The sequence below is a fragment of the Nonomuraea jabiensis genome (genome assembly GCF_014204795.1).
Lineage (GTDB): Bacteria > Actinomycetota > Actinomycetes > Streptosporangiales > Streptosporangiaceae > Nonomuraea > Nonomuraea jabiensis.
The window spans coordinates 11889055-11909247 of the sequence record NZ_JACHMB010000001.1; the positions used below are offsets into that span (position 1 = coordinate 11889055).

A 20193-nucleotide genomic window follows, 5' to 3' on the forward strand; every position below is an offset into this window, starting at 1 on the left:
AACCCCAACGAAACAAACGGCCCCCGACCTCAGCGGAAAGCGACAGCTCGCAGGAAGAGGCCACCGTGCAAGATCCCCCTCCCATCTCCCGCCGCCTGCTCCTCGGAGGCAGCCTCGCGCTCGCCGGCGCCGCCGCCACCGGATGCGCCATCCCCGTCGGGCTCGGCTCGTCCCAGACCCGCGTCAAGTACTGGCACTTCCTCGGCGCCAGTGACGGGATCATCATGAACAAGATGGTCCAGGCGTTCGCCAAGGACAACCCGGACATCTTCGTCGAGGAGAACGTGCTCTCCTGGGGAGAGCCGTACTACACGAAGATCGCGATGGCCGGCTCCGGCGGCCGCTCCCCCGACCTGGCCACCTTCCACCTGGCCCGGCTGGCCGGGATCGGCGCGGGGCAGATCCTCGACCCCATCAACGTGAAGCTGCTGGAGGAGGCCGGCCTGCGGGCCGCCGACTTCAGCCCGCCCATCTGGGAGCGTGCCCACCTCGACGGGGTGCTGTATGCAATCCCGTTCGACGCCCACCCGATGGTGCAGTACTACAACACCGACATCTGCGGGAAGGCCGGGCTGCTCGGCCCCGACGGAAAGCTCAAGCCCACGACGGGCGTGGACGAGCTGGTCGCGGCGCTCAACAAGGCCAAGGAGGTGATGGGCGGCAAGCCCCCGCTGGCCTACGACGCGCTCGGCATCGGCACCGTGGGCCCCTGGCGCGTGTGGTACTCGCTCTACCCGCAGAGCGGCGGCACGCTGCTGTCGGACGACGGCACCAAGATCGCCATCGACGACGCCAAGGCGCTCGAGGTGCTGCGGTTCATGCGCCGGCTCGGGGAGGAGGGGCTGTGCGACCGCCGCACCGACTACGGGGCTTCGGTGGCCAACTTCACCAACGGCCAGGCCGCGTTCCTGTGGAACGGCGACTGGGAGACCACCGGGCTCAAGGAGCGCAAGACGCCGTTCAGCATGACCCGGTTCCCCAACGTGTTCGGCTCGGGGGCGGCGCAGGCCGACTGCCACTCGTTCGTGCTGCCGCACCAGCGCAACCGCGATCCCGAGGTGGAGCGGGCCACGTACCGGTTCATCGCCTACCTGGTCAAGAACAGCGCGGACTGGGCGGTCGCCGGGCACGTGCCCGCCTACCTGCCGGCGCTGGAGGAGCCCGAGTACCTGGCCCTCCAGCCGCAGTCGGAGTACCGCTCCGTCATCACGGACGTCGCGCTCGACCCGCAGGTGTGGTTCACCGGGTCGGCGTCGCGGCTGTGGCTCGAGTTCGGGCAGGCGTTCTCACCGGTGATCACCGGGGACCGCACGCCGGAGGAGGGCCTGGCCACGGCCAAGGCGGCGCTCGACCGGCTGCTGTCCGCCCCGAACCCCTTCCCCGCCGAGGAGCGCCAATGACCGGGCTCGTCGAGGTCATCAACGAGGAGGGCGCATGACCACCACCGTCGCGGCCCCCGCCACCGCCGCCCCCGTCGCCCCCGTCGCGAAGGTCCGGCGCGGCTGGACGCAGCACGGGCTGCTGTTCGTGGCGCCGTTCCTGCTGATCTACCTCGCCTTCCTGGTCTGGCCGACAGTGCTCGGCTTCCGGATGAGCCTGTCGAGCGTGAACATCGCGGGCGGCAACAACCACCTGGTCGGGTTCGCCAACTACGCCGAGGCGTTCGCCGACCCGCGCATGTGGCGCTCGCTGTGGAACACGCTGGTGTTCACCGTGCTGAGCACGGTCCCGCTGGTGCTGCTCGGCCTCGGGTTCGCGCTGCTGGTGCACCATCTGCGGTTCGTGCAGTGGCTGTGGCGGCTGTCGTTCTTCGGGCCGTTCCTGCTGCCGTCCGCCGTCGTGTCGCTGCTGTGGCTGCAGATGATCTACCCGCCCGACTACGGCCTGATCAACGGCACGCTCGGCACCAAGACCCTGTGGCTGGCCGACCCGTCGGTCGCCATGTGGTCGATGGTGCTGACCACGGTCTGGTGGACGGTCGGCTTCAACTTCCTGCTCTACCTGGCCGCGCTGCAGTCGATCCCGCAGCACCTGTACGAGGCCGCCGCCATCGACGGCGCCTCCTCCTGGGACAAGCTGCGTTCGATCACCCTGCCGCTGCTCGGCCGCACGACCGCGCTCATCGTGGTGCTGCAGCTGCTGGCGTCGCTGAAGGTGTTCGACCAGATCTACCTGATGACCGCCGGCGGGCCGCAGGACTCCACCAGGCCGATCATCGAGTACGCCTACGACGTCGGCTTCACCGGCTACCGCACCGGCTACGCCTCGGCCGTCTCGTACATCCTGTTCGTCCTGATCGTCATCGTCTCCCTGGCGCAGCTGCGGCTGTTCCGCAAGCGGGCGGAGGTCTCGTCATGACCAAGCGGTTCAGCTTCAGCCAGCTCGTCCTGCTGGTGGTCGCCCTGGCTCTGGCGGCCGTCTGGCTCGCGCCCATCGCCTGGGCGATCGCCACCTCGCTCAAGCCGGAGACCGAGACCACGAAGGTCCCGCTGCAGTGGTTCGGCAGCGAGATCACGCTGGACTCCTACCGGCTGGTCCTGGGCACCGGCGGCATCGTCAAGTGGGCGATCAACTCGACCGTCACCACGGTGATCGTCACGTTCCTGACCGTGCTGTTCTCGGCGATGGCGGCCTACGGGTTCGCGCGCACGCAGTTCAGGGGGCAGCGGGCGCTGCTGGCGCTGGTCCTGGCCGGGATCATGGTGCCGCCGCACGTGCTGATCGCGCCGCTGTTCGCGGAGATGGTGGCGCTCGGGCTGGTCGACACCTGGTGGGCGATCATCCTGCCGCAGGTGGCGGCGCCGCTGATCGTGTACGTGCTGTTCAAGTTCTTCCAGGACGTGCCGCCGGAACTGGAGCAGGCGGCCTTCGTGGACGGGGCCGGGCGGTGGCGGGTGTTCTTCACGATCGTGCTGCCGCTGTCGCGTCCGGTGCTGGCCGCCGTGTCGATCTTCACGTTCATCACGACCTGGAACAACTTCCTCTGGCCGTTCCTGGTCTCCACCGACCCGAACACGATGACGCTGCCCGTCGGGCTGGCCAACGTGGTGCAGGGGACGTTCGGGCTGCGGTACGCGCAGATCATGGCCTCGGTCGTGCTGGCCGGGCTGCCGCTGCTGGTGGTGTTCGTGCTCTTCCAGCGGCAGATCGTCCGCGGCGTCGCCCATACGGGCCTGGCCGGTCAGTGATCCCGCAGGTGCTCCCGCAGGGCGTCCCGGTCGTCCGGGACACCGTGGGCGCGCAGGACCTCCTGGAGGTTGATCCAGCTCCACGCGTCGTCGCTCAGCTCGGCGATGGCCGTGAGGGCGGCCCGCCGTAGCTCCGGCGCGTCCTCGACGGTCTCCAGGAGGTCGCCCGCGATCGGGAAGGCGTCCATGGGCTTGGCGGCCGCCAGGCGGGCGATGAGTGCCCGGGCTCTGGCGGGCGCCTCCCCGGGCAGGCGTCGCTTGCTGACGCGGGCGGCCAGCGTGGCCAGGTCGCCCTCGGCGTACGGGAGCGGGGTGTCGCCGGTGGCGGTGAGCAGCCTGACGACGGCGTCGCGGGCCCGCGGGGGCGCGTCCTCGCCGTGCAGGTTGACCAGCGCCAGCGCGGCGGCGTCGCGTACGAGGCCGTCGGCGTGGCCGAGTCCGGTCTCGATCGCCCCAGTCGGCCAGGGCAGCAGGGAGAGCGCGAACATCGCCGTCGCGACCGTGACCGGGTCGGCGTCGGCCTCGGCGAGGCCGGCGAGCGCGGGCCCGGCGGTCTCCGCCTCCTCCGGGAACCAGCTCACGAGGTACGCCGCGGCCGTCCTGACGTGCGGATCCGCGTCGGCCAGGAGGGCGATCGGCAGGTGCTCCCTGACGGCGTCGTAGGAGGCCAGCATGGCGGCGTCGAACATGCGCTCCAGCTTGTGGTCGTACGTCCGGCGGACGTAGGCCCGGTCCCTGCGGACGGCGTCGTTCGGCGCCTCGTCGACCCACTGCTCGAGGTGGGCGTCGGCCTCCTCCTTGCTCCTGGACTGCACGCCCGCGCTCTCCTCGCGCCAGCGCGCGATGCCGACGCCTTCCGGCAGGTGGCTCTCCTCGTAGCCGAGGGCCAGGGAGGCGAGCAGATAGAGGATCAGCTCGCGGTCGGGCGTGGCCGGGTCGGCGGCCAGGCGGGCCAGGAACGGCACCGCGTGCGGGGTGGCCGGGAAGCGGGTGCCCTGGTGGAAGATGTTGGCGTAGAGCGCCGACATGGCTTTCTGGCGCTCGTCCTCGTCGGCGGACGCGAGCGCCCGGATCTGGCCGGGCACGTCCGTGGCCCGTCCGTAGGCGTGTTTCAGCTTGCCCCAGGAAACGCGATCGAGATCGTCCACCCGCGCGAGCGTATCGGCAGATATGGGATTTTGTCCGCCGTTTACCGTTGCCAGGGAATTGCCAGGAACGATGGGTAGTCTGCCTCGGCATGAACTGGCAGCGCAAAATGAACAAAGCGCTGGTCAGGTTCACCGGATTCCAGATCGAACGTGTAGGAAAAGCGGCTCCTCCCCAGCCCGTTCCCGAGATCAGACCGCCCGCGGATCCGGCGACCGACCGGCTGCTCGACTCCCCCGTGTTCCTCCTGTCCCCCGTGCGATCCGGTTCGACGCTCCTGCGCGCGATTCTGAACGCCCACTCCGCCCTGCACGCCCCTCATGAGCTGCACGTACGCCGCCTGCGCGTGCAGTTCGACACGAACCTGGCGGCCAAGGCGATGGCGGCCCTCGGCCACAACCAGGCCGATCTGGAGCATCTGCTGTGGGACCGCGTCCTGCACCGGGAGCTGGTACGCAGCGGCAAACGGTTCATCGTGGACAAGACCCCCGCGAACGCCTTCGCCTACCAGCGCATCGCCGCCTGCTGGCCCGACGCGCGCTTCGTCTTCCTGCTCCGCCACCCCGCCTCGATCGCCGCGTCCTGGCACGAGGCCAGCCCCGACAAGCGCACGCCCGAGGAGGCCGCGCTGGACGCGCTGCGGTACATGAAGGCCGTGCAGCGGGCCAGGTCAGCCCTGCCGGGCCTGACCGTCAGGTACGAGGAGCTGAGCGCCGATCCGGAGAAGGCGACCCGCGAGATCTGCGAGTTCCTGGACCTGGAGTGGGAGCCGGAAATGCTCTCCTACGGGCAGCAGACCGTCCTGGAGAAGGGCCTCGGCGACTGGCGCGACAAGATCCGCTCCGGCGCCGTGCAGCCCGCGCGGGAGCTCCCCTCCGCGGACCAGGTCCCGGACGTGCTGAAACCCATGTGCCGGACCTGGGGGTACCTCACGTGAAGATCCGCTATCTCATGCTGCACGCGTACGGCATGGGCGGCACCATCCGCACCGTCGTCAACCAGGCCAACGCGATGGCCGCCGCGGGCCACGACGTCGAGCTGGTCAGCCTGGTGCGGCGGCGCGACACCCCCCAGTTCGCGCTCGACCCGCGGATCGGGATCACCACGCTGGTGGACCAGCGCGGCGGCAGGGTGCCGGACTCGTTCGGGCGCAGGGCCTGGCGCAGGGTACGCGGCAAGATCGTGCCGAGGGGCGAGTTCGCGGCCGACTACTTCACCGAGCGGGTGGAGTGGGCGGCGATGGAGTATGTCGCCAACCTGCGCGGCGGCATCCTCGTGACCACCAGGCCCGCCCTGAACCTGATCGCCGCCCGCCGCGCCGCCAAGGACGTCGTCAAGGTCGCCCAGGAGCACATGAACCTGTCGGCGTACCCCGACACCATCCGCAGGGAGATCGCCCGCCACTACGGCCGGTTCGACGCGGTCACCGTGCTGACGCGCACCAATCGTCTCGAGTACCAGCGCCTGCTGCCCTCGACCCCCATCGTGCAGATCCCGAACGCGGTCCATCAGACCGACCCGGAACGTTCCCGGCAGGTCAATCCCGTCGTGGTCGCGGCCGGTCGGCTGGTGCCGCAGAAGGGGTTCGACCTGCTCATCCCGGCCTTCGCGCAGGTGGTGCGGGAGCATCCGGAATGGCGGTTGCGCATCTTCGGCACGGGGCCGCGCAAGACCCAGCTGCAGGGGCTCATCGACGGGTTCGGGCTGGGCGAGCACGTGTCGCTGGCCGGGCGCACCGACCGGCTGGACAAGGAGCTGGCGGAGTCCTCCGTGTACGCGCTGAGCTCCCGGTTCGAGGGCCTGCCGATGGTGATGATCGAGGCCATGACACACGCGCTGCCCGTGGTCGCCTTCGACTGCCCGACCGGGCCCCGGGACGTGCTGACGGACGGGGTGGACGGCGTGCTCGTGCCGCCCCGGGACGTGGACGCCCTCGCCGCCGCGCTGAGCCGGGTCATGGGTGACCGGGAGCTGCGGGTGCGGATGGGAAAGGCGGCGTACCAAGCGTCGCGTGCTTACGCGCCTGAATTGGTGATGCCAATGTGGGAGGATTTGTTCTCGGAGTTGCTGGCGGGTGAGCGCGTGGCCGACAACTTCTGGACTTCCGGAAAAAGATTTACCTGACCGATTCCTTCGGCGTAGCCGAGCTTTCCGCGCCCTTTGTCACGAAATGTCGCCCATTTCGGCAAAAGCAGCTCAAAGGGCGCGGCAATCTGGAGCGATGCGTATCCGGAAAGCCCACCTGACCGCTGCGGCAGGTGCCCTTGCCCTGGTCACGGGGCTCACCGCACCCGCGCACGCCACCACTCCCACCGCTGTCCCCGCCGCTGTACCCGTCCACGCCGTCCAGCAGGACGCGCCCGCGGTGTACGGCAGCGCCGCCTACCTGATGGACGCCTCCTCCGGCAAGGAGCTGTTCAGCAAGAACGCCGACGACCGCCTCCCGATCGCCAGCGTCACCAAGCTGATGACCGCGTACGTCGTCCTGAAGACCGCCAAGCCCACCGACGTGGTGCAGATCAAGCGGGAGGACGTCCAGTACGCGGAGGACGGCGGCGGCACCACCGCCGACCTGCGGCCCGGCGACCGCCTCACCGTCGGCGAGCTCCTGTACGGCCTCATGCTCCCCTCCGGCGCGGACGCCGCCCACGCGCTCGCCCGCACCTACGGCCCCGGCGTCGGCGGCTTCGTCACCAAGATGAACGCGACGGCGCGCGAGCTGGGCATGAACGACACCGAGTACGTCAACGCCGACGGCCTGCCCAAGCGCGGCGGCGACGGCTACTCCACCGCCCGCGACCAGAGCGTGCTGGCGGCCAAGGCCGTGCAGGTGCCGCTGATCAAGCAGGTGGCCGGGACCCGGTACCACTCGCTGGACGCCACCTCCGAGCACCGCTCCTACAGCTGGCGCAACACCAACAAGCTGCTCGGGACGCCCGGCGCGATCGGGCTGAAGACCGGGTTCACGCGGGCGGCCGGGTTCACGCTGGCGTTCGCGGGCGAGAAGCGCGGCCACACGATCGTGGGCGTGCTGCTCGGCGAGTCGGTCTCCAGCCGCCGCTTCGACACGGCGGAGGCGCTGCTGTCCTGGGGTGCGGCCCGCGAGTCCGCCTGACCCCAGAGCCGGGCGGACACCATGGACGGTGTTGATCCTTTGGACTAGTTTGCCCGACATGAAGCTTCGAATCGCGTTGAGTGCGCTGTCAGCGGCCGCCGCCGTACTCGCCGCCCCGGTCCCCGCCCACGCCGGCACGCCCAAGCTCGGCTGGGAGCTCAAGGAGACCGGGGTGACCGCGCGCCTGCGCGGCCTGTCGCCCGTCAGCCGGGACGTGGTGTGGGCCTCGGGCTCGGGCGGCACCGTGCTGAGGACCGTCGACGGCGGGCGAAGCTGGCAGAACGTCTCCCCGCCCGACACCTCCGCGCTCCAGTTCCGCGACATCGAGGCGTTCGACGAGCGCAGGGCCGTGGCGCTGTCGATCGGCGAGGGCACGGACTCGCGCGTCTACCGTACGGAGGACGGCGGGCGCACGTGGACGGAGGCGTTCAGGAACGACGAGCCCCGGGCGTTCTACGACTGCCTGGCCTTCTTCGACCAGCGGCACGGGCTGGCCATGAGCGACCCGGTGGACGGCAGGTTCCGGATCCTGGCCACGGACGACGGCGGGCGGAGCTGGCGGGTGCTGCCGGCCGACGGGATGCCGCAGGCGCTGCCGGGCGAGGCGGGGTTCGCGGCGAGCGGCCAGTGCCTGGTCACCGCGGGCGGCCGGGACGCCTGGCTGGCCACCGGCGGGGCGGAGCGGTCACGGGTGTTCCACTCGGGCGACCGCGGGCGTACCTGGACGGTCTCCGACACCCCGATCCCCGCGGGCGACCCGGCGCGCGGCGTCTTCGGCCTGGCCTTCCGCGACCGCCACCACGGCCTCGCGGTCGGCGGCGACTACCGACCCGAGCAGCCCTCCCCCAGCGCCGCCGCCCTCACCCGGGACGGCGCCACCACCTGGCAACCCGCCACCACCCCGCCGCCCGCCTACCGCTCCGGCGTGGCGTGGCTCCCGCACCTGCCGTTCGCCGCGGTCGCGGTGGGTCCTTCGGGCAGCGACGTGACCTGGTCGGGCGGGCGCACCTGGGAGACCTTCGACAACGGATCCTTCGACACGGTGTCCTGCACCCGCGACCTGTCCTGCTGGGCCTCCGGTGAACAGGGCCGCCTCGCCCGGCTGACCCTCCGATGACCGCGTAGCGGGCCCGGGCCTCCGGCGAACAGGGCAGCCGGGCTGACTCTCCGATGACCGCGTGGCGGGCGTCAGCGGACGCCGCGGGGGCGGAACTGGATGCTGATGCGTGGCCCCGCCGGGCGGGAGGTCTTCGGGATGGCGTGCTCCCACGTGCGCTGGCAACTCCCGCCCATCACGATCAGATCCCCGTGCCCCAGATCCCGCCGGATGGACGGCCCGCCGCCACGGGGCCGGAGCAGGAGCGGGCGGGGGTCGCCGACCGAGACGATCGCCACCATGGTGTCCTCGGTGCTCCCCCGCCCGATCGTGTCACCGTGCCAGGCCACGCTGTCGCGGCCGTCGCGGTAGAAGCAGAGCCCCGCCGTACGGAACGGCTCCCCCAGTTCCTCCGCGTAATGATCGTTGAGGGCCCGGCGGCAGTCCTCGAGCACCGGATCCGGCAGGGTCTCGTCCTCGTCGTAGAACTTCAGCAGCCGCGGCACGTCCACCACCCGGTCGTACATGCGCCGCCGCTCCGCCCGCCACGGCACCGTCCCGGCCAGCCGCTCGAACAGCGTGTCGGCGCCCGTGACCCAGCCCGGCCGCAGGTCGATCCAGGCGCCGTGGTCGAGGGGTGTCCTGCGGACCGTGGCGCCGAGCGGCCCGACCCCGAGCTCCTCGTCGAGGCCGAGCAGAGAGGCTTGGAACGAGGCTGTCATACGGCCAAGTGTATGCCTTTGTTCAAACACGCATTCGACTGGGGTGTCGGCTCGCCTTTGCCGGTGGGTCGTGCGAGGCTGGCAGAGGCTGGCAATCGCCGGATACGAGTGGCATCGCCCTCAGCCCGCACCGCGAGGTGAAGAGGCCACCCATCGCTTCGTCACACGAAGGAGCAGGCCATGCTCACCACCGACTACCTACCGGGCGCCCCCTGCTGGATCGAGGTCAACATTCCGGACGCGGAGGCGGCGAACACCTTCTACACGGGGCTGTTCGGCTGGGAGTCCGTCACGCTGGGCCCCGAGTACATGCAGTATCGCTTCTGCCAGGTCGACGGCAGGACGGTCGCCGGGATCAGCGAGGTGACGCAGGACGGCTGGACCCCGGCGTGGCTGACGTACTTCCAGGCGCCCGACGTCGACGTGATCGCCAAGACGATCGAGCAGGCGGGCGGCACGGCGCTCTTCCCGCCGAGCGACGTCGAGGGCCAGGGTCGCATGGCGGTCTTCGCCGACCCCACGGGGGCCGCGTTCGCGGTGTGGCAGCCGGGCCGGACGAAGGGGCTCGGCATGGTCACCGAACCCGGCTCGCTCGGCTGGATCGAGCTCCACACCCCCGACCCCGCCGCCATCCGGCCCTTCTACCAGTCGGTCTTCGGCTGGCGCGTCGAGGACCTGCCGATGGGCGACCGGTCCTACCCCGTCATCTCGCCCGCCGACGGCGACGAGTCCTCGGCGATGGCCGGGATCGTCCAGCTCCAGCCCGGTGACAGCCCGCACTGGCTGCCGTACTTCGAGGTGCCCGACTGCGACGCCACGGCGGCCCTGGCGCAGCAGCTCGGCGGCACGCTGCGGGCTCCGGCGACGGACGTGGAGGGAGTCGGCCGCATGGCCTTCCTCGCCGACCCCTTCGGCGCCCGCTTCGCGGTCATCACCAGCTCGGCCTGACCTCCGGCGAGCGACGCCACAGGCCCGGGCCCCACGGAACGCGGGCCGGGCCGGCCCCGCTCGATCGTCCTGTAACGTCTCCATCGTGTTATACCGTTACATGGCGGGCGCGGTGGCCGCGCGCACCGGAGACGAGATGTCCGGGCCCGCGCTCCTGGTCGCCGGGCTGGCCGTCACCGGCTCTCCCCTGACGGCGTCCTGGCTGCTGGCCGGGCTGACCGTCTCGGCCGCGGCCGGAGGGCCGCTGCTCGGGGTGCTGCTCGACCGGGCGCGGCGGCCGGGGCGGCTGCTCGCGTGCTGCCTCCTCAGCTACGCGAGCGGGCTCCTGCTGGTCCTGTACGGGCTGGGCCGGGTGCCGGACGCGGCCCTGATCGGCGTGGCGGTCGTGGCTGGGCTGCTGGGGCCCGCGCTGACCGGCGGCTGGACGGCGCAGCTGCCCCGGGTGGCCGGTCCCGAACGCCTGAGCAGGGCCAACACGCTCGACTCCATGAGCTACAACGTGGCCGGGCTGGCCGGTCCCGCCGTGGTGGGGGTGGTGGCGAGCGCGGGCGGCGGGACCATGACGGTGCTGGTGTGCGCCGGGCTGCTCGCCGCCGCGCTGCCGGCCACCTGGAGCCTGCCTCCCGTACGGTTTCACCCGGCCGCACCCGCTCACCCCACCGCGCCCGGCTCGCCCGCCGAGGGCGGCGCGGCCGGGCGCGGGCGGGCGGTTCGGGCGGAGCTGGTCGAGGGGTTCGCCGTCATCTGGCGGAACGCGCCGCTGCGGCGGGCGACGGCCGGGTCCGCGCTCTCGTGCTGCGGCCTGGCCATGCTGGTCGTGTCCGCGCCCGTCCTCGGCGCCGAGCTCACCGGCGAGAGCGGCCACGGTGCGCTGCTGCTGGCCGTCACCGCGGCGTCCGGGCTGGCCGCGAACGCGGTGCTCGCCGCGTGGGGCCGGGTGCGGCGGTGGGACCGCGTCCTGATCTGGGGGACGGCGGTGCTCGGCGCGGGGATGGCGCTGGCGGCCGGGGCCGGGGCGTTCTGGGCGGCGGTGCTCGCCGCGGCGGTGGCGGGAGCGGGCGAGGGGCCGCAGCTCACCGCGTTGTTCTCGGTACGGCACCGCGAGGCGCCGGCCCGCCTGCGCAGCCAGGTGTTCACCACGGGGGCCAGCCTCAAGATCACCTCGTTCGCGATCGGGTTGGCGCTGGCCGGACCGCTGGCGGCGTACTCGGCGAGTTCGGCCCTGGTGGCGGGGGCCGTGCTGCAGGCCGCCGCCGTGGCCGTGCTCACGGCCGGGCGCCGCGCCCCGGCGCGGGCGCCGCGCTCAGCCCGGGGTGGGCGGTGAGGTGCGGGTACGGTGGGCGGCGACGCGTTCGCGGGTGGCGCAGCGGGTGCTGCAGTAGCGTCGCGGGCTGCCGCCCCCGAGGTCCAGGTACGGCCGCCCGCACCCCCGCGCGGCGCACAGCCCGCCGGGAACGCGCTGGTGGTCGGCCAGCAGCACCGCCAGCGCCATCGCCGACGACGCCAGGAACCACTCCGCCCACGGCACGTCGTCCCCGCTGTCGACGTGTACGTGCCAGCTCGTCGTGCCCCCGTGGCTGGTGAGTCTGGGCGCCCGGGCCGATCCGGCGAGCATCCGGTTGAGCAGGTCGGCCGCCTCGCCGACGGTGGCCGCGCCCAGGACCTCGCGCAGCCGCGCCGCCGCCGCCCGCATCGCCGTCACGTCGGCCTCGCCGAGGTCGAGGTCCCCGGTCTCCCCGTGGTCGCGCAGGACCCGCGACACCGACTCGGCGGACGGCGGTTCGTGCAGCAGCGCCACGCACAGGTCGACGGCCCTGGCGGCCATCGCCTTGGTCGAGTGAACCTCCACCTCGAGAAGGTTATGCCAGTGCGGGCCCGGCGAGTCCCCGTCGCCTCCCCGGGCCCCGCGCCGCCTCAGCCGCCGCACGCCGCGAAGACGAACATGCCCTTCAGCATCCGGTACCGGTCCCGGACCTTGACCGCGCCCGTCTCGGTGTCGATCTGGACGATGGTCATCTTGTTGCCGCTCTCCAGGTACTGGACCAGGTGGACGGTCACCTGGGTGTCCCCGGTCCAGTCGACCATGTCGATGTCCCCGGCCGGCAGCGTGAGCTTCTTACGGCCGACGACCTGGTCGCTCTGCATGTCGTACAGGACGAGCTGCGGCTTGCTGCCCGCCACCACGGACGCGACCGTGCGGCCGTCGGCGGACAGCGCCTGCGGCGAGTTGGACGAGATGACCTGCGGCGGCGTGCCGCGCACGAGCTGCTCGCCCGCGTCGCTGTAGACGGCCAGGTCGGTGACGCCCTCGTCGCCGTCGGCGCTGGTGAGGACCTCGTCCCCGTCGCCGCTGAAGCCCAGCACGATCATGTTGCCCGGCACGGAGCCGAGCCGGGCGCCGGTGGCGGTGTCGAACACGCGCGTGCTCTGGACCTTCTCGCCGGAGATGACGGCGGCCAGCCGGGCGCCGTCGTCGGACAGGCGCAGGGTGATGTTGCTCTGGTCCACCCGGGGCAGCGCGTCCTTGGCGAACAGCTTGACGCCGCCCCCGAGCGTGCGCACGGCCAGCTTGCCGGTCTTGGTGAGGTACGCGACCCGCTGGCCGTTGCCGCTGACCGCGATGGGCGCCGAGGCGTACACGAGCTTCTTGCCCTTCACGTCGAGGGCGACCGTCTGGGCGTCGTGCAGCACGCTCTGGCTGCCGTCGTGCATGACCAGCCGCCAGTCGCCGCACGGCTTGGCGTCCCCGTCCTTGCCGCAGCTCTTGATGGCGGCGTACCGGACGCTGTCGTGCCCGTGATGTGCCTGCGCGTGTGCCCGGGCGTGTGCCTGCGGCTCCGCGTACGCGACGCCCCCCGGCACCGCGACCACGGCGGCCGCGAGGACCGCGAAGATCTTGGCCTTCATGTCGTTCACTCCCCCGCCTTCACATGGGCGTACCTGGTCTTGCTGATCGTGTATCGGCCGGTCTGCTTGACCGCCCCGGAGCCGGGATCGACGGTGAGCTCCCGTATCACCGCCGTCTCCCCGACGTCACCGCTCTCCACCGTGGCGTGGAGCAGGCCGTCCGGGCCCCACCAGGCGAGGTCCGGCGGCACGCCGGGCGTGAGCGGCAGGTCCGCGCCGCCGGACAGCTGTCCGGTCGCCACGTCGTAGGTGCGCACCCTCGGCCGCTTCTTCGTGTCGGCGTTGCCCGCGGTGAACACGGCCACCGTCCGGCCGTCGGGGGCCAGGGCGAGCGTGGGGGCGTTCGCGACGAGCTGGGGCGGTGTCGCCTTGATCGAGCCGCCGCCGAGCCGGTGCGCGATCAGGCGGAGCGTGTTGTCGCTGAGGTAGCGCTTGGTCAGCACCTCGTCGCCGTCGCCGCTGAACCCGGCCATGCTCTCCCCGAGGGGCAGCGTCGTGATCTTGCCGGTCCCGACCGTGATCACCTTGGCGGGCAGGCGGGCGGGCTCGTCACCGTAGTCGACCACGACCGTGTCGCCCTTGGGCGACAGGTAGACGCCGACGTCGGAGGTGCCGACGCCCTTGGGCACCGCCGCCTTGGGCAGCGTCCGGGCCGGGCCGCCCGCGACCGGCTGGACGACCAGGCGGTGGTCGCTCTTGCGCTCGTACGCCATCACGCGGCCGTCGGCGCTGATGGCGAACGTGTTGGTGTCGTGGACCTCGTTGCCCTTGGCGTCGATCTGGGACGTGGCCGCGCGGGGCACGGCGACCTTCCGGCCGTCCCGCATGATCAGCTGCCAGTGACCGCAGGGGTAGTCGAGGTCGTCCTTCTTGTGGGTGCAGGTCTTGACCCAGGCGGCGCGGGCCTCCGGGGTCCCTGACTGGGCGTGGGCGGCGCCGGGCGCGAGCCCCAGTCCGCCGATGACCGCCGACGCCAGCAGGGCCGCGGTCGCTGAGGGGTGCCTCATCGGTGTGATCCTTTCGTTCACACCGTTAGACACGCACTTGACGTGCGCGGTTGGTCACAGATCGGCCACGGCCGGCCCTCACGCCCTCCCCGGGTCCAGGGGGCGGCGGCCCGCGAAGCCGAGCTCCGTACGGTGGTACCAGGCGAGCTCCCGCTCGCCCTCGATCCAGCACAGCCGCACCGACACCCCGTCGATCACGGCGGGGAAGTCGACGAGCACCGGCGCGATGCCCTTGACCTCGATCCCCTGCTCGTTCCACCCGCTGAGGATCTCCTCGATGCGGGCCTGCAGCCCCTTGATCTCGGGCAGGCCGCCGAGCGGGGAGCTCCCCGAGCTCCGCCGGTCGAAGTCGATCTCGGTCAGGTCCGCCCGGGCGGCGATCACCTCGCGGGCGTCGCGCATGACGGCGGGGAGCAGCTCTCGGGCCTGGTCAACGGTGAAGATCCGGTCCATGCCACAGACGTTACGGCGTGTACGCCTCGATGAGCAGCCGTTCGGCGTGGTCGAGATAGTCGTCGAGGTACGCGGCGGCCTTCTCGGCCCGCCCCGACTCCAGGAGCCCGAGCAGGGTCCGGTTGCGGTCGACGAACGGCTCGTGGAAGGCCCGCGGGTTCTCCATCACGTGGAAGACCAGCCGCAGCTCGGCCAGGAGCTGGCGCATGGTCTCGTCGATCCTGGGGCTCTCGTTCAGCGAGACGAGCGCCTGGTGGAAGCGGATGTTGGCGGTGCCGACGCCCTGCCAGTCGTCCTGCTCGGCGGCGCGCTCGGCGTCGAGCACGGCCTCCTTGATCACGGCCAGCGCCTCGGGAGCCGGGCCGCGCCGCACGGCCGCCCCTTCGAGCACGCGGCGCACCCGGTAGAGGTCGGCGACGTCCTCGGCGGACGGGAGGCGGACGAACACGCCCCTGTTGAGCCGGTGGTCGAGCAGCCGCTCGTGGCCGAGGAGCCGGAACGCCTCGCGCAGCGTGTTGCGCGACACGCCGAGTCCCTCCGAGATCGACTCCTCCGACAGCCGCTGCCCCGGACGGAAGAAGCCCTCGCTGATGCGGTCGCGCAGGATGTCGGCCACCCGCTCCGCGGTGCTGCTGCGGCCCAGCCGGGGGCGGTCCTGGGACAGATCGGCAACCACGTTATCCACAATTGACAGCGAATCATGGAGCAAACCTCTTGTCGAATTGTTCAACGATTCTTATGTTGAAGAGGACCCCCTAGACGAACAAGGAGCGATCGAATGACAGGCTCCGCGCAACAGACCCGGCGGGTGATCCTCGCCAGCCTGATCGGAACGTCGCTGGAGTGGTACGACTTCTTCCTCTACACCACGGCCGCGACCCTGGTCTTCCCCAAGCTGTTCTTCCCCGCTCTCGACCCGTTCAACGCGACGCTGGCCTCGCTGACCACGAACGCCGTGGCGTTCGTCGCCCGGCCGCTCGGCGGCATCGTGTTCGGCCACTTCGGCGACCGGGCGGGGCGCAAGACCGTGCTGGTGGTGACGCTCCTGGTGATGGGCGTCTCGACGTTCCTCATCGGCGTGCTGCCCGGCTACGCGAGCGTCGGTGTGCTGGCGCCGATCCTGCTGGCGCTGCTCCGGTTCGTGCAGGGCCTGGGGCTCGGCGGCGAGTGGGGCGGCGCGGTGATCATGTCGCTGGAGCACGGCGACGGGCGGCGACGGGGCTTCAACGCGAGCTGGCCGCAGGTCGGCGTGCCCGCCGGATACGTGCTGGCCACGGGGCTGCTCACGCTCCTGTCGTTCACGCTGTCGGACGCGGCGTTCCTGTCGTGGGGCTGGCGGGTGCCGTTCCTGCTGTCGGGCGTGCTGGTGTTCGTGGGCCTGTGGGTGCGGCTGCGAGTCAGCGAGTCGCCGCTGTTCGCGCAGGTCGAGGAGCAGGGCGCCAAGGCGGAGATGCCGCTGCTGGAGGTGCTGCGTACGCACCCGCGGGCCCTGCTGTCCGCCTTCACCGCGCGGATCGGGGTGGACGTGGCCTTCTACACGTTCACCGCGTACATCATCGTCTACCTCACCACGGTGCTGAAGCTGCCGCGTTCGTACGCGCTCAACGCGGTGCTGATCGGGTCGGCGCTGCAGCTCGCGCTGATCCCGCTGGCCGGCGCGCTGTCGGACCGGTTCGGGCGGCGGCCGGTCTACTTCGCGGGCGTGGTGGGCGCGGCGGTGTGGGTGTTCGCGTTCTTCCCGCTGCTCGACAGCAGGTCGTTCCCGCTGATCGCGCTGGCCGCCGTGGTCGCGCTGGTCACCCACGCCGCCATGTACGGGCCGCAGGCGGCCTTCATCGCCGAGCTGTTCAGCACGCGGCTGCGCTACAGCGGCGCCTCCATGGGCTACCAGGTGGCCGGCATCGTCGGCGGCGCCCTGGCCCCGATCATCGCCCTCAGCCTGTTCGACGCGTACAAGACCACGGTCGCGGTGTCGATCTACGTGGTGGCCGCGCTGGCGGTCACCGCCCTGGGCCTGGCCATCGCCCCGGAGACCCGCGATCTCGACCTGGCCGCGCAGCCCGACCCCAAGGCCAAGGCTTCCCTCCCCGGCCAGGTGGGACCGTTCGCCTGAGCCGTGAACGCCGCGAGAAGCCGCGGGCGGCGGCTGCCAACGCCGCCCGCGCGGAAGGGGTACTGATGAGAATCGCCCTGATCATCGTCGCCGCGCTCATCGCCGTCCCCCTGCTCATCGGGGGCGTGGGGGGCCTGGAGAGCACCGGCGGCGGCGAGGTGGCCGTCGTCCGCGACGGCGGCCCGCTCGACGACAACCGGGTACGCCAGGTGATCAACCCCGGCTCCGGCCTGACCTGGACCGGCCTGTGGTCGTCCACGCACCTCTACCCGGCGCAGCAGCGCTTCTACACGATCACCGCCGACCCCAAGCGGGCCACGACGCTCGGCGTGGACGTGGTGACGGTGCCCAGCAGCGACGGGGTGAACCTCGGCATCGAAGGCACCCTCTACTTCACGCTCAACCTGGACCATCAGGCGCTGAAGACGTTCGACGACAAGTACGGCACCCGCACCTTCCGCGCCCAGGACGACCGCTCGCTCTATGCGTGGGACGGCGACGAGGGCTGGTCGGCGTTCTTCGGCCAGGCGGTCCGCCCCGTGATCGACAACGCGCTGCGCGGCCAGATCGGCGCCATGCGCTGCGCCGAGCTCGTGCCGTCCTGCTCGCTGCTGGAGAGCTCCACGCTCAAGCCGCAGGACAGCAACGCCAACATCGTCAAGGTGCAGAACGCGGTCGACGCCTCGCTGGCCCGCGACCTGCCGGCCACGCTCGGCGGCGACTTCCTCACCGGGCTGCGCTTCACGCTGGCCAAGGTGACGCTGCCGGGCGAGGTGCAGCAGGCCGTGGACCGCTCGCTGGCCGCCTCGGCGGCCGTCTCCGAGGCGCAGGCGAAGGTCGCCCAGGCCAGGGCGGAGGCGGACGCGAACCGGGCCAGGCAGGACGGTTACGACAAGTGCCCGGCGTGCGCGGAGATCGAGAAGCTCAAGTCGCTGCCGCAGGGCATCACGGTGTACGCCCCCGGAAATCCCCAGTCGGTCGTGGTTCCGTCGCGGTAGTCAAGGCATGGTTGACTGGTTTTGCGGCGCAGCGTCTTGGTTGTGACGGAATCGCCACCTATTCACAGAACAACCTCCACTTAATAGGCATAAACTGCGCGGCTGTGAGCCTGCCTGTACGTGAACGTTCCCCCCGGCCGGGCGGCGGTCGCCACCGCCGTCCCGTGCCCACGTCCCTGCCGCCGGACGCCCCCATGCTCGTGCTCGCCACCCCCGGTGCGGCGGCCGGCGTGGCCGAAGAGATCGCGGCCGTGGTACGCGTCGACCACCCGCAGATCGAGGTGCGGCTGACGAGCGTCACCGACCTGGCGGACTCCCTGCCCTCCGGCCGCGACGCCGTCATCGTTCCCCTGCTCACCTGGGACGATCCGGTCGTCCTGGCTGAGATCGGCAAGGCGGTCGCGGCCAGCGGCAGCAGCGCCGCCGTCACCGAGGCGCTCGGCCCGCACCCACTGCTGGCCGAGGCCCTGCACATCAGGCTCGCCGAGCGCGGCCTGGCCAGGGCCGACCGCGTACGGCTGCTGAACGTCTCCAGCCCCGTGGACGCCGTCATCATGGCCACGGTCGGCGGGGAGCGCGCGGTGCACGCCGTGCAGGCCACGGCGGTGCTCCTGGCCTCCAGGCTCACGCTGCCGGTCGTCTCGGCCTCGCTCGACAGCGAGCCGGGCATCGCGATGGCGGCCCAGCGCCTGCACGCGGCGGGCGCCGAGCGCCTGGCCATCGCGCCCTGCATGATCGGCCACGAAGCCCCCGCCGGGATCGTCGAGCAGGCCGCCGCCTCGATCAATGCCGGGCACGCGGAACCACTCGGCGCGCACAGCGCCGTCGCCGAGCTTGTCGCACGGGCTTACGGGAGTCAACTCGCCACTTGACAAGGGCTTGTAGAGATCACGGGACTCGCGTTACCGTCGGCAAATGCGGCGGGTGGCGTACGACGGCGAACGGCTCGGCCTCCGTGACATCACGGAGGCCGACGTGCCCGCGCTGCACGCCGTCTACGGCGACGCCGCGGCCACCCAGCACATGCCGTTCGCGCCCCGCAGCCTGGCCGAGGTGGCCGGGCTCGTCGCCCAGGCCGTGGAGGCGGCCGCGGCCGAGCCACGCCTGCTCTACGTGCTGGCCGTGATCGACACGGCCCGCCGCGACGTGATCGGGGTGGCCCGCCTGCGCATCGAGGCCGACCACCCGCACAGCGCCGAGATCGGCTTCGGCCTCCACCCCGACCAGTGGGGACGCGGGGTCGGCACGGACCTCGTGCGCCTGCTGCTGTCGTTCGGGTTCAAGCAGCTCGGGCTGCACCGCCTCTGGGGCGCCCGCTCCCCGGCGAACTTACCCGCCCAGCTCGCGATGCTGACCGCCGGGATGGTCGAGGAAGGCCGCATCCGGCACCACGTGCACACGCCGAACGGGTGGCGCGACTCGATCGTCCACTCGGCGTTACAGGACGAGTGGACCGAACGCTAGACCACCACGGGGAGTGGCGTGACCCGGGATTGTCGGTCGCGGGTCCTACGATGAGCCTCCTCACGGAGGGATAGTCCAATGCTCGACGCGCTGATCGTGCCCCTGTTCGTCACCACGGACCTGCCGCCCGAGTCGGAGCTGGCCGAGTTCGGGGAGCTGCTCGCCGAGACGGCACGCGAGCTCCGCCACGAGGGCGACCACTACGAGGCGTTCCTCGCGGGCAAGGTGTTCTGGCTGGACCGTCCCGTGCTGCCCGAGCAGCGGCCGGCGGCCGAGGCGGAGCTGCGCTTCGCGGGCATGCTGGGCTACCTCGCCGCCTCCGGCCCCGGCCACACCACGCGTGACGTGGTCTGCGACGTACGCCGGGCAATCGGCGAGGCCGTCACCGGCCGCTACGGCGACGTGGGGGTCGTCCCGGCCGTGTTCGCGATCCGCGACCAGGACGTCCGCGAGCGCACCCCCGATTCCGCCCTCTACTTCGACACCCGCGACGCCATCCCCGACCTGGTGACCGCGACCCGGACCTACCTCTAGCCAGGCGGACGGGCCGCCGCCGCTGGGCGAGCCGACGACGGAGAGGTCCTCCCATGGCCGTGCTCGGCGACTGAGCCGGCTTTACGCGACCAGCAGGCAGTCGAGCAGGAGAGCGGCGATACGCCCCGGCCGTTCGGGGTCGGCGCGCTGCCGCTCGGCGGTGATCGCCGCGAGGACGACGGGCGGCACGTCCTCGGCGTCCACGTCCGCCCGGACGGTGCCGGCCCGCCTCCTGGGCCCGCGCCGGCAGCTCGGCGAACGCGCGGCGCAGGTCCAGCGCGAGTCGCTGGGTGAGCTCCGGCAGATCGACGTCCGCCCTGGCGAGCGCGTCGGCGAGGTCCTGCTTGGCGCGGGCGTCGCCGATCAGTCCGAGCAGGAACGGGAAGAACGCCGACCCGCCCTGATCCGCCTGGCGGGCCTGCTCGGCGAGCCCGCGGAGGCGGTCGGCTGTCATCTTTCCCCCTCGCGTTCTGCTACGACCCCCACCGTACGGGCCGGCTCG

Annotated in this window: 22 protein-coding genes and 1 pseudogene; 14 read left to right on the forward strand and 9 right to left on the reverse strand. The window is 71.8% G+C overall.

The features are described 5' to 3' along the window. The first annotated feature begins 65 nt into the window (after nucleotides 1-65). The 3 genes from HD596_RS54365 to HD596_RS54375 are packed head-to-tail and all read left to right on the forward strand — an operon-like array spanning nucleotide 66 to nucleotide 3188. The gene (locus HD596_RS54365; RefSeq protein WP_185077238.1) at nucleotides 66-1400 is read left to right on the forward strand and encodes an extracellular solute-binding protein; all 1335 of its coding nucleotides are present in this window, start codon (nucleotides 66-68) and stop codon (nucleotides 1398-1400) included. Nucleotides 1401-1434: 34 nt separating this feature from the next. After that, nucleotides 1435-2358, forward strand: a complete 924-nt coding sequence (locus HD596_RS54370) for a carbohydrate ABC transporter permease (RefSeq protein WP_185077239.1) — start codon at nucleotides 1435-1437, stop codon at nucleotides 2356-2358. Beyond that, nucleotides 2355-3188: a carbohydrate ABC transporter permease gene (locus HD596_RS54375; RefSeq protein ID WP_185077240.1), complete on the forward strand. Its 834-nt coding sequence runs from the start codon at nucleotides 2355-2357 to the stop codon at nucleotides 3186-3188. Before HD596_RS54370 ends, HD596_RS54375 begins: the two co-directional genes overlap by 4 nt. On the opposite strand, the gene HD596_RS54380 is transcribed toward HD596_RS54375, so the two are convergent. After that, nucleotides 3182-4336 carry a hypothetical protein gene (locus HD596_RS54380; RefSeq protein WP_185077241.1) on the reverse strand — a complete coding sequence of 385 codons (1155 nt, stop codon included), beginning with the start codon at nucleotides 4334-4336 and terminating at the stop codon, nucleotides 3182-3184. The two genes, HD596_RS54375 and HD596_RS54380, sit on opposite strands and share 7 nt — an antisense overlap. Before the next feature lie 89 nt (nucleotides 4337-4425). On the opposite strand from HD596_RS54380, the gene HD596_RS54385 reads away from it, so the two are divergent. The 4 genes from HD596_RS54385 (at nucleotide 4426) to HD596_RS54400 (ending at nucleotide 8566) form a co-directional block, all read left to right on the forward strand. Then, complete coding sequence (locus tag HD596_RS54385; RefSeq protein WP_185077242.1) at nucleotides 4426-5271, forward strand: sulfotransferase family protein; 846 nt, start codon at nucleotides 4426-4428, stop codon at nucleotides 5269-5271. Next, a complete protein-coding gene (locus HD596_RS54390) occupies nucleotides 5268-6458 on the forward strand; it encodes a glycosyltransferase family 4 protein (protein WP_185077243.1) in 1191 nt (396 codons plus the stop codon). The genes HD596_RS54385 and HD596_RS54390 overlap by 4 nt, the downstream gene beginning before the upstream one ends. Nucleotides 6459-6555: 97 nt before the next feature. Beyond that, nucleotides 6556-7449, forward strand: a complete 894-nt coding sequence (locus tag HD596_RS54395) for a D-alanyl-D-alanine carboxypeptidase family protein (protein WP_185077244.1) — start codon at nucleotides 6556-6558, stop codon at nucleotides 7447-7449. A 58-nt stretch (nucleotides 7450-7507) separates the two neighbouring features. After that, entirely contained in the window at nucleotides 7508-8566 is a 1059-nt protein-coding gene (locus HD596_RS54400) for a WD40/YVTN/BNR-like repeat-containing protein (RefSeq protein WP_185077245.1), read from the forward strand. 71 nt (nucleotides 8567-8637) lie between these two features. On the opposite strand, the gene HD596_RS54405 is transcribed toward HD596_RS54400, so the two are convergent. After that, complete coding sequence (locus tag HD596_RS54405) at nucleotides 8638-9267, reverse strand: alpha-ketoglutarate-dependent dioxygenase AlkB (RefSeq protein ID WP_185077246.1); 630 nt, start codon at nucleotides 9265-9267, stop codon at nucleotides 8638-8640. Nucleotides 9268-9447: 180 nt separating this feature from the next. On the opposite strand from HD596_RS54405, the gene HD596_RS54410 reads away from it, so the two are divergent. Continuing rightward, complete coding sequence (locus tag HD596_RS54410) at nucleotides 9448-10215, forward strand: VOC family protein (protein ID WP_185077247.1); 768 nt, start codon at nucleotides 9448-9450, stop codon at nucleotides 10213-10215. An 85-nt stretch (nucleotides 10216-10300) separates the two neighbouring features. Beyond that, the gene (locus HD596_RS54415; RefSeq protein WP_313047084.1) at nucleotides 10301-11539 is read left to right on the forward strand and encodes an MFS transporter; all 1239 of its coding nucleotides are present in this window, start codon (nucleotides 10301-10303) and stop codon (nucleotides 11537-11539) included. Here HD596_RS54415 and HD596_RS54420 read toward each other — a convergent pair. The 5 genes from HD596_RS54420 to HD596_RS54440 all read right to left on the reverse strand — a co-directional run bounded on the left by HD596_RS54420 (nucleotide 11519) and on the right by HD596_RS54440 (nucleotide 15258). Beyond that, nucleotides 11519-12064, reverse strand: coding sequence for a CGNR zinc finger domain-containing protein (locus HD596_RS54420; RefSeq protein WP_313047085.1), 546 nt, complete (start codon nucleotides 12062-12064; stop codon nucleotides 11519-11521). The two genes, HD596_RS54415 and HD596_RS54420, sit on opposite strands and share 21 nt — an antisense overlap. A gap of 65 nt (nucleotides 12065-12129) precedes the next feature. Continuing rightward, entirely contained in the window at nucleotides 12130-13131 is a 1002-nt protein-coding gene (locus HD596_RS54425; RefSeq protein ID WP_221520043.1) for a WD40 repeat domain-containing protein, read from the reverse strand. Further along, complete coding sequence (locus HD596_RS54430) at nucleotides 13128-14129, reverse strand: WD40 repeat domain-containing protein (protein ID WP_185077249.1); 1002 nt, start codon at nucleotides 14127-14129, stop codon at nucleotides 13128-13130. Before HD596_RS54430 ends, HD596_RS54425 begins: the two co-directional genes overlap by 4 nt. A gap of 78 nt (nucleotides 14130-14207) precedes the next feature. Further along, nucleotides 14208-14582, reverse strand: a complete 375-nt coding sequence (locus HD596_RS54435; RefSeq protein ID WP_185077250.1) for a DUF2203 domain-containing protein — start codon at nucleotides 14580-14582, stop codon at nucleotides 14208-14210. Between the two features lie 10 nt (nucleotides 14583-14592). Beyond that, complete coding sequence (locus HD596_RS54440) at nucleotides 14593-15258, reverse strand: GntR family transcriptional regulator (protein ID WP_313047089.1); 666 nt, start codon at nucleotides 15256-15258, stop codon at nucleotides 14593-14595. Nucleotides 15259-15360: 102 nt separating this feature from the next. Between HD596_RS54440 and HD596_RS54445 the strand changes: the two genes are divergently transcribed. The 5 genes from HD596_RS54445 (at nucleotide 15361) to HD596_RS54465 (ending at nucleotide 19691) form a co-directional block, all read left to right on the forward strand. Then, nucleotides 15361-16695: an MFS transporter gene (locus tag HD596_RS54445; RefSeq protein WP_185077251.1), complete on the forward strand. Its 1335-nt coding sequence runs from the start codon at nucleotides 15361-15363 to the stop codon at nucleotides 16693-16695. A 65-nt stretch (nucleotides 16696-16760) separates the two neighbouring features. Beyond that, nucleotides 16761-17693 (forward strand): SPFH domain-containing protein, encoded by a 933-nt coding sequence (locus HD596_RS54450; protein WP_185077252.1) that lies wholly within the window; start codon nucleotides 16761-16763, stop codon nucleotides 17691-17693. A 164-nt stretch (nucleotides 17694-17857) separates the two neighbouring features. Beyond that, a complete protein-coding gene (locus HD596_RS54455) occupies nucleotides 17858-18565 on the forward strand; it encodes a sirohydrochlorin chelatase (protein ID WP_313047090.1) in 708 nt (235 codons plus the stop codon). 43 nt (nucleotides 18566-18608) lie between these two features. Then, complete coding sequence (locus tag HD596_RS54460) at nucleotides 18609-19157, forward strand: GNAT family N-acetyltransferase (protein ID WP_185077253.1); 549 nt, start codon at nucleotides 18609-18611, stop codon at nucleotides 19155-19157. A 78-nt stretch (nucleotides 19158-19235) separates the two neighbouring features. Further along, nucleotides 19236-19691 carry a hypothetical protein gene (locus HD596_RS54465; protein ID WP_185077254.1) on the forward strand — a complete coding sequence of 152 codons (456 nt, stop codon included), beginning with the start codon at nucleotides 19236-19238 and terminating at the stop codon, nucleotides 19689-19691. 81 nt (nucleotides 19692-19772) lie between these two features. Here HD596_RS54465 and HD596_RS64430 read toward each other — a convergent pair whose 3' ends face one another. Together HD596_RS64430 and HD596_RS66070 are read right to left on the reverse strand one after the other, a co-directional pair. Then, entirely contained in the window at nucleotides 19773-19895 is a 123-nt protein-coding gene (locus tag HD596_RS64430; protein ID WP_281398357.1) for a hypothetical protein, read from the reverse strand. Between the two features lie 19 nt (nucleotides 19896-19914). Further along, nucleotides 19915-20145, reverse strand: a pseudogene (locus HD596_RS66070) (SbtR family transcriptional regulator); the annotation flags it as partial. Nucleotides 20146-20193: the final 48 nt, after the last annotated feature.

Excerpts from the sequence above, each read along its gene's own strand:
- HD596_RS54450 (WP_185077252.1), top strand. The coding sequence starts at position 16,761 with ATGAGAATCGCCCTGATCATCGTCGCCGCGCTCATCGCCGTCCCCCTG.
- HD596_RS54400 (WP_185077245.1), top strand. The coding sequence starts at position 7,508 with ATGAAGCTTCGAATCGCGTTGAGTGCGCTGTCAGCGGCCGCCGCCGTA.
- HD596_RS54375 (WP_185077240.1), top strand. The coding sequence starts at position 2,355 with ATGACCAAGCGGTTCAGCTTCAGCCAGCTCGTCCTGCTGGTGGTCGCC.
- HD596_RS54370 (WP_185077239.1), top strand. The coding sequence starts at position 1,435 with ATGACCACCACCGTCGCGGCCCCCGCCACCGCCGCCCCCGTCGCCCCC.
- HD596_RS54465 (WP_185077254.1), top strand. The coding sequence starts at position 19,236 with ATGCTCGACGCGCTGATCGTGCCCCTGTTCGTCACCACGGACCTGCCG.
- HD596_RS54395 (WP_185077244.1), top strand. The coding sequence starts at position 6,556 with ATGCGTATCCGGAAAGCCCACCTGACCGCTGCGGCAGGTGCCCTTGCC.
- HD596_RS54445 (WP_185077251.1), top strand. The coding sequence starts at position 15,361 with ATGACAGGCTCCGCGCAACAGACCCGGCGGGTGATCCTCGCCAGCCTG.
- HD596_RS54385 (WP_185077242.1), top strand. The coding sequence starts at position 4,426 with ATGAACTGGCAGCGCAAAATGAACAAAGCGCTGGTCAGGTTCACCGGA.
- HD596_RS54460 (WP_185077253.1), top strand. The coding sequence starts at position 18,609 with ATGCGGCGGGTGGCGTACGACGGCGAACGGCTCGGCCTCCGTGACATC.
- HD596_RS54435 (WP_185077250.1), bottom strand. The coding sequence starts at position 14,582 with ATGGACCGGATCTTCACCGTTGACCAGGCCCGAGAGCTGCTCCCCGCC.
- HD596_RS54430 (WP_185077249.1), bottom strand. The coding sequence starts at position 14,129 with ATGAGGCACCCCTCAGCGACCGCGGCCCTGCTGGCGTCGGCGGTCATC.
- HD596_RS54410 (WP_185077247.1), top strand. The coding sequence starts at position 9,448 with ATGCTCACCACCGACTACCTACCGGGCGCCCCCTGCTGGATCGAGGTC.
- HD596_RS54405 (WP_185077246.1), bottom strand. The coding sequence starts at position 9,267 with ATGACAGCCTCGTTCCAAGCCTCTCTGCTCGGCCTCGACGAGGAGCTC.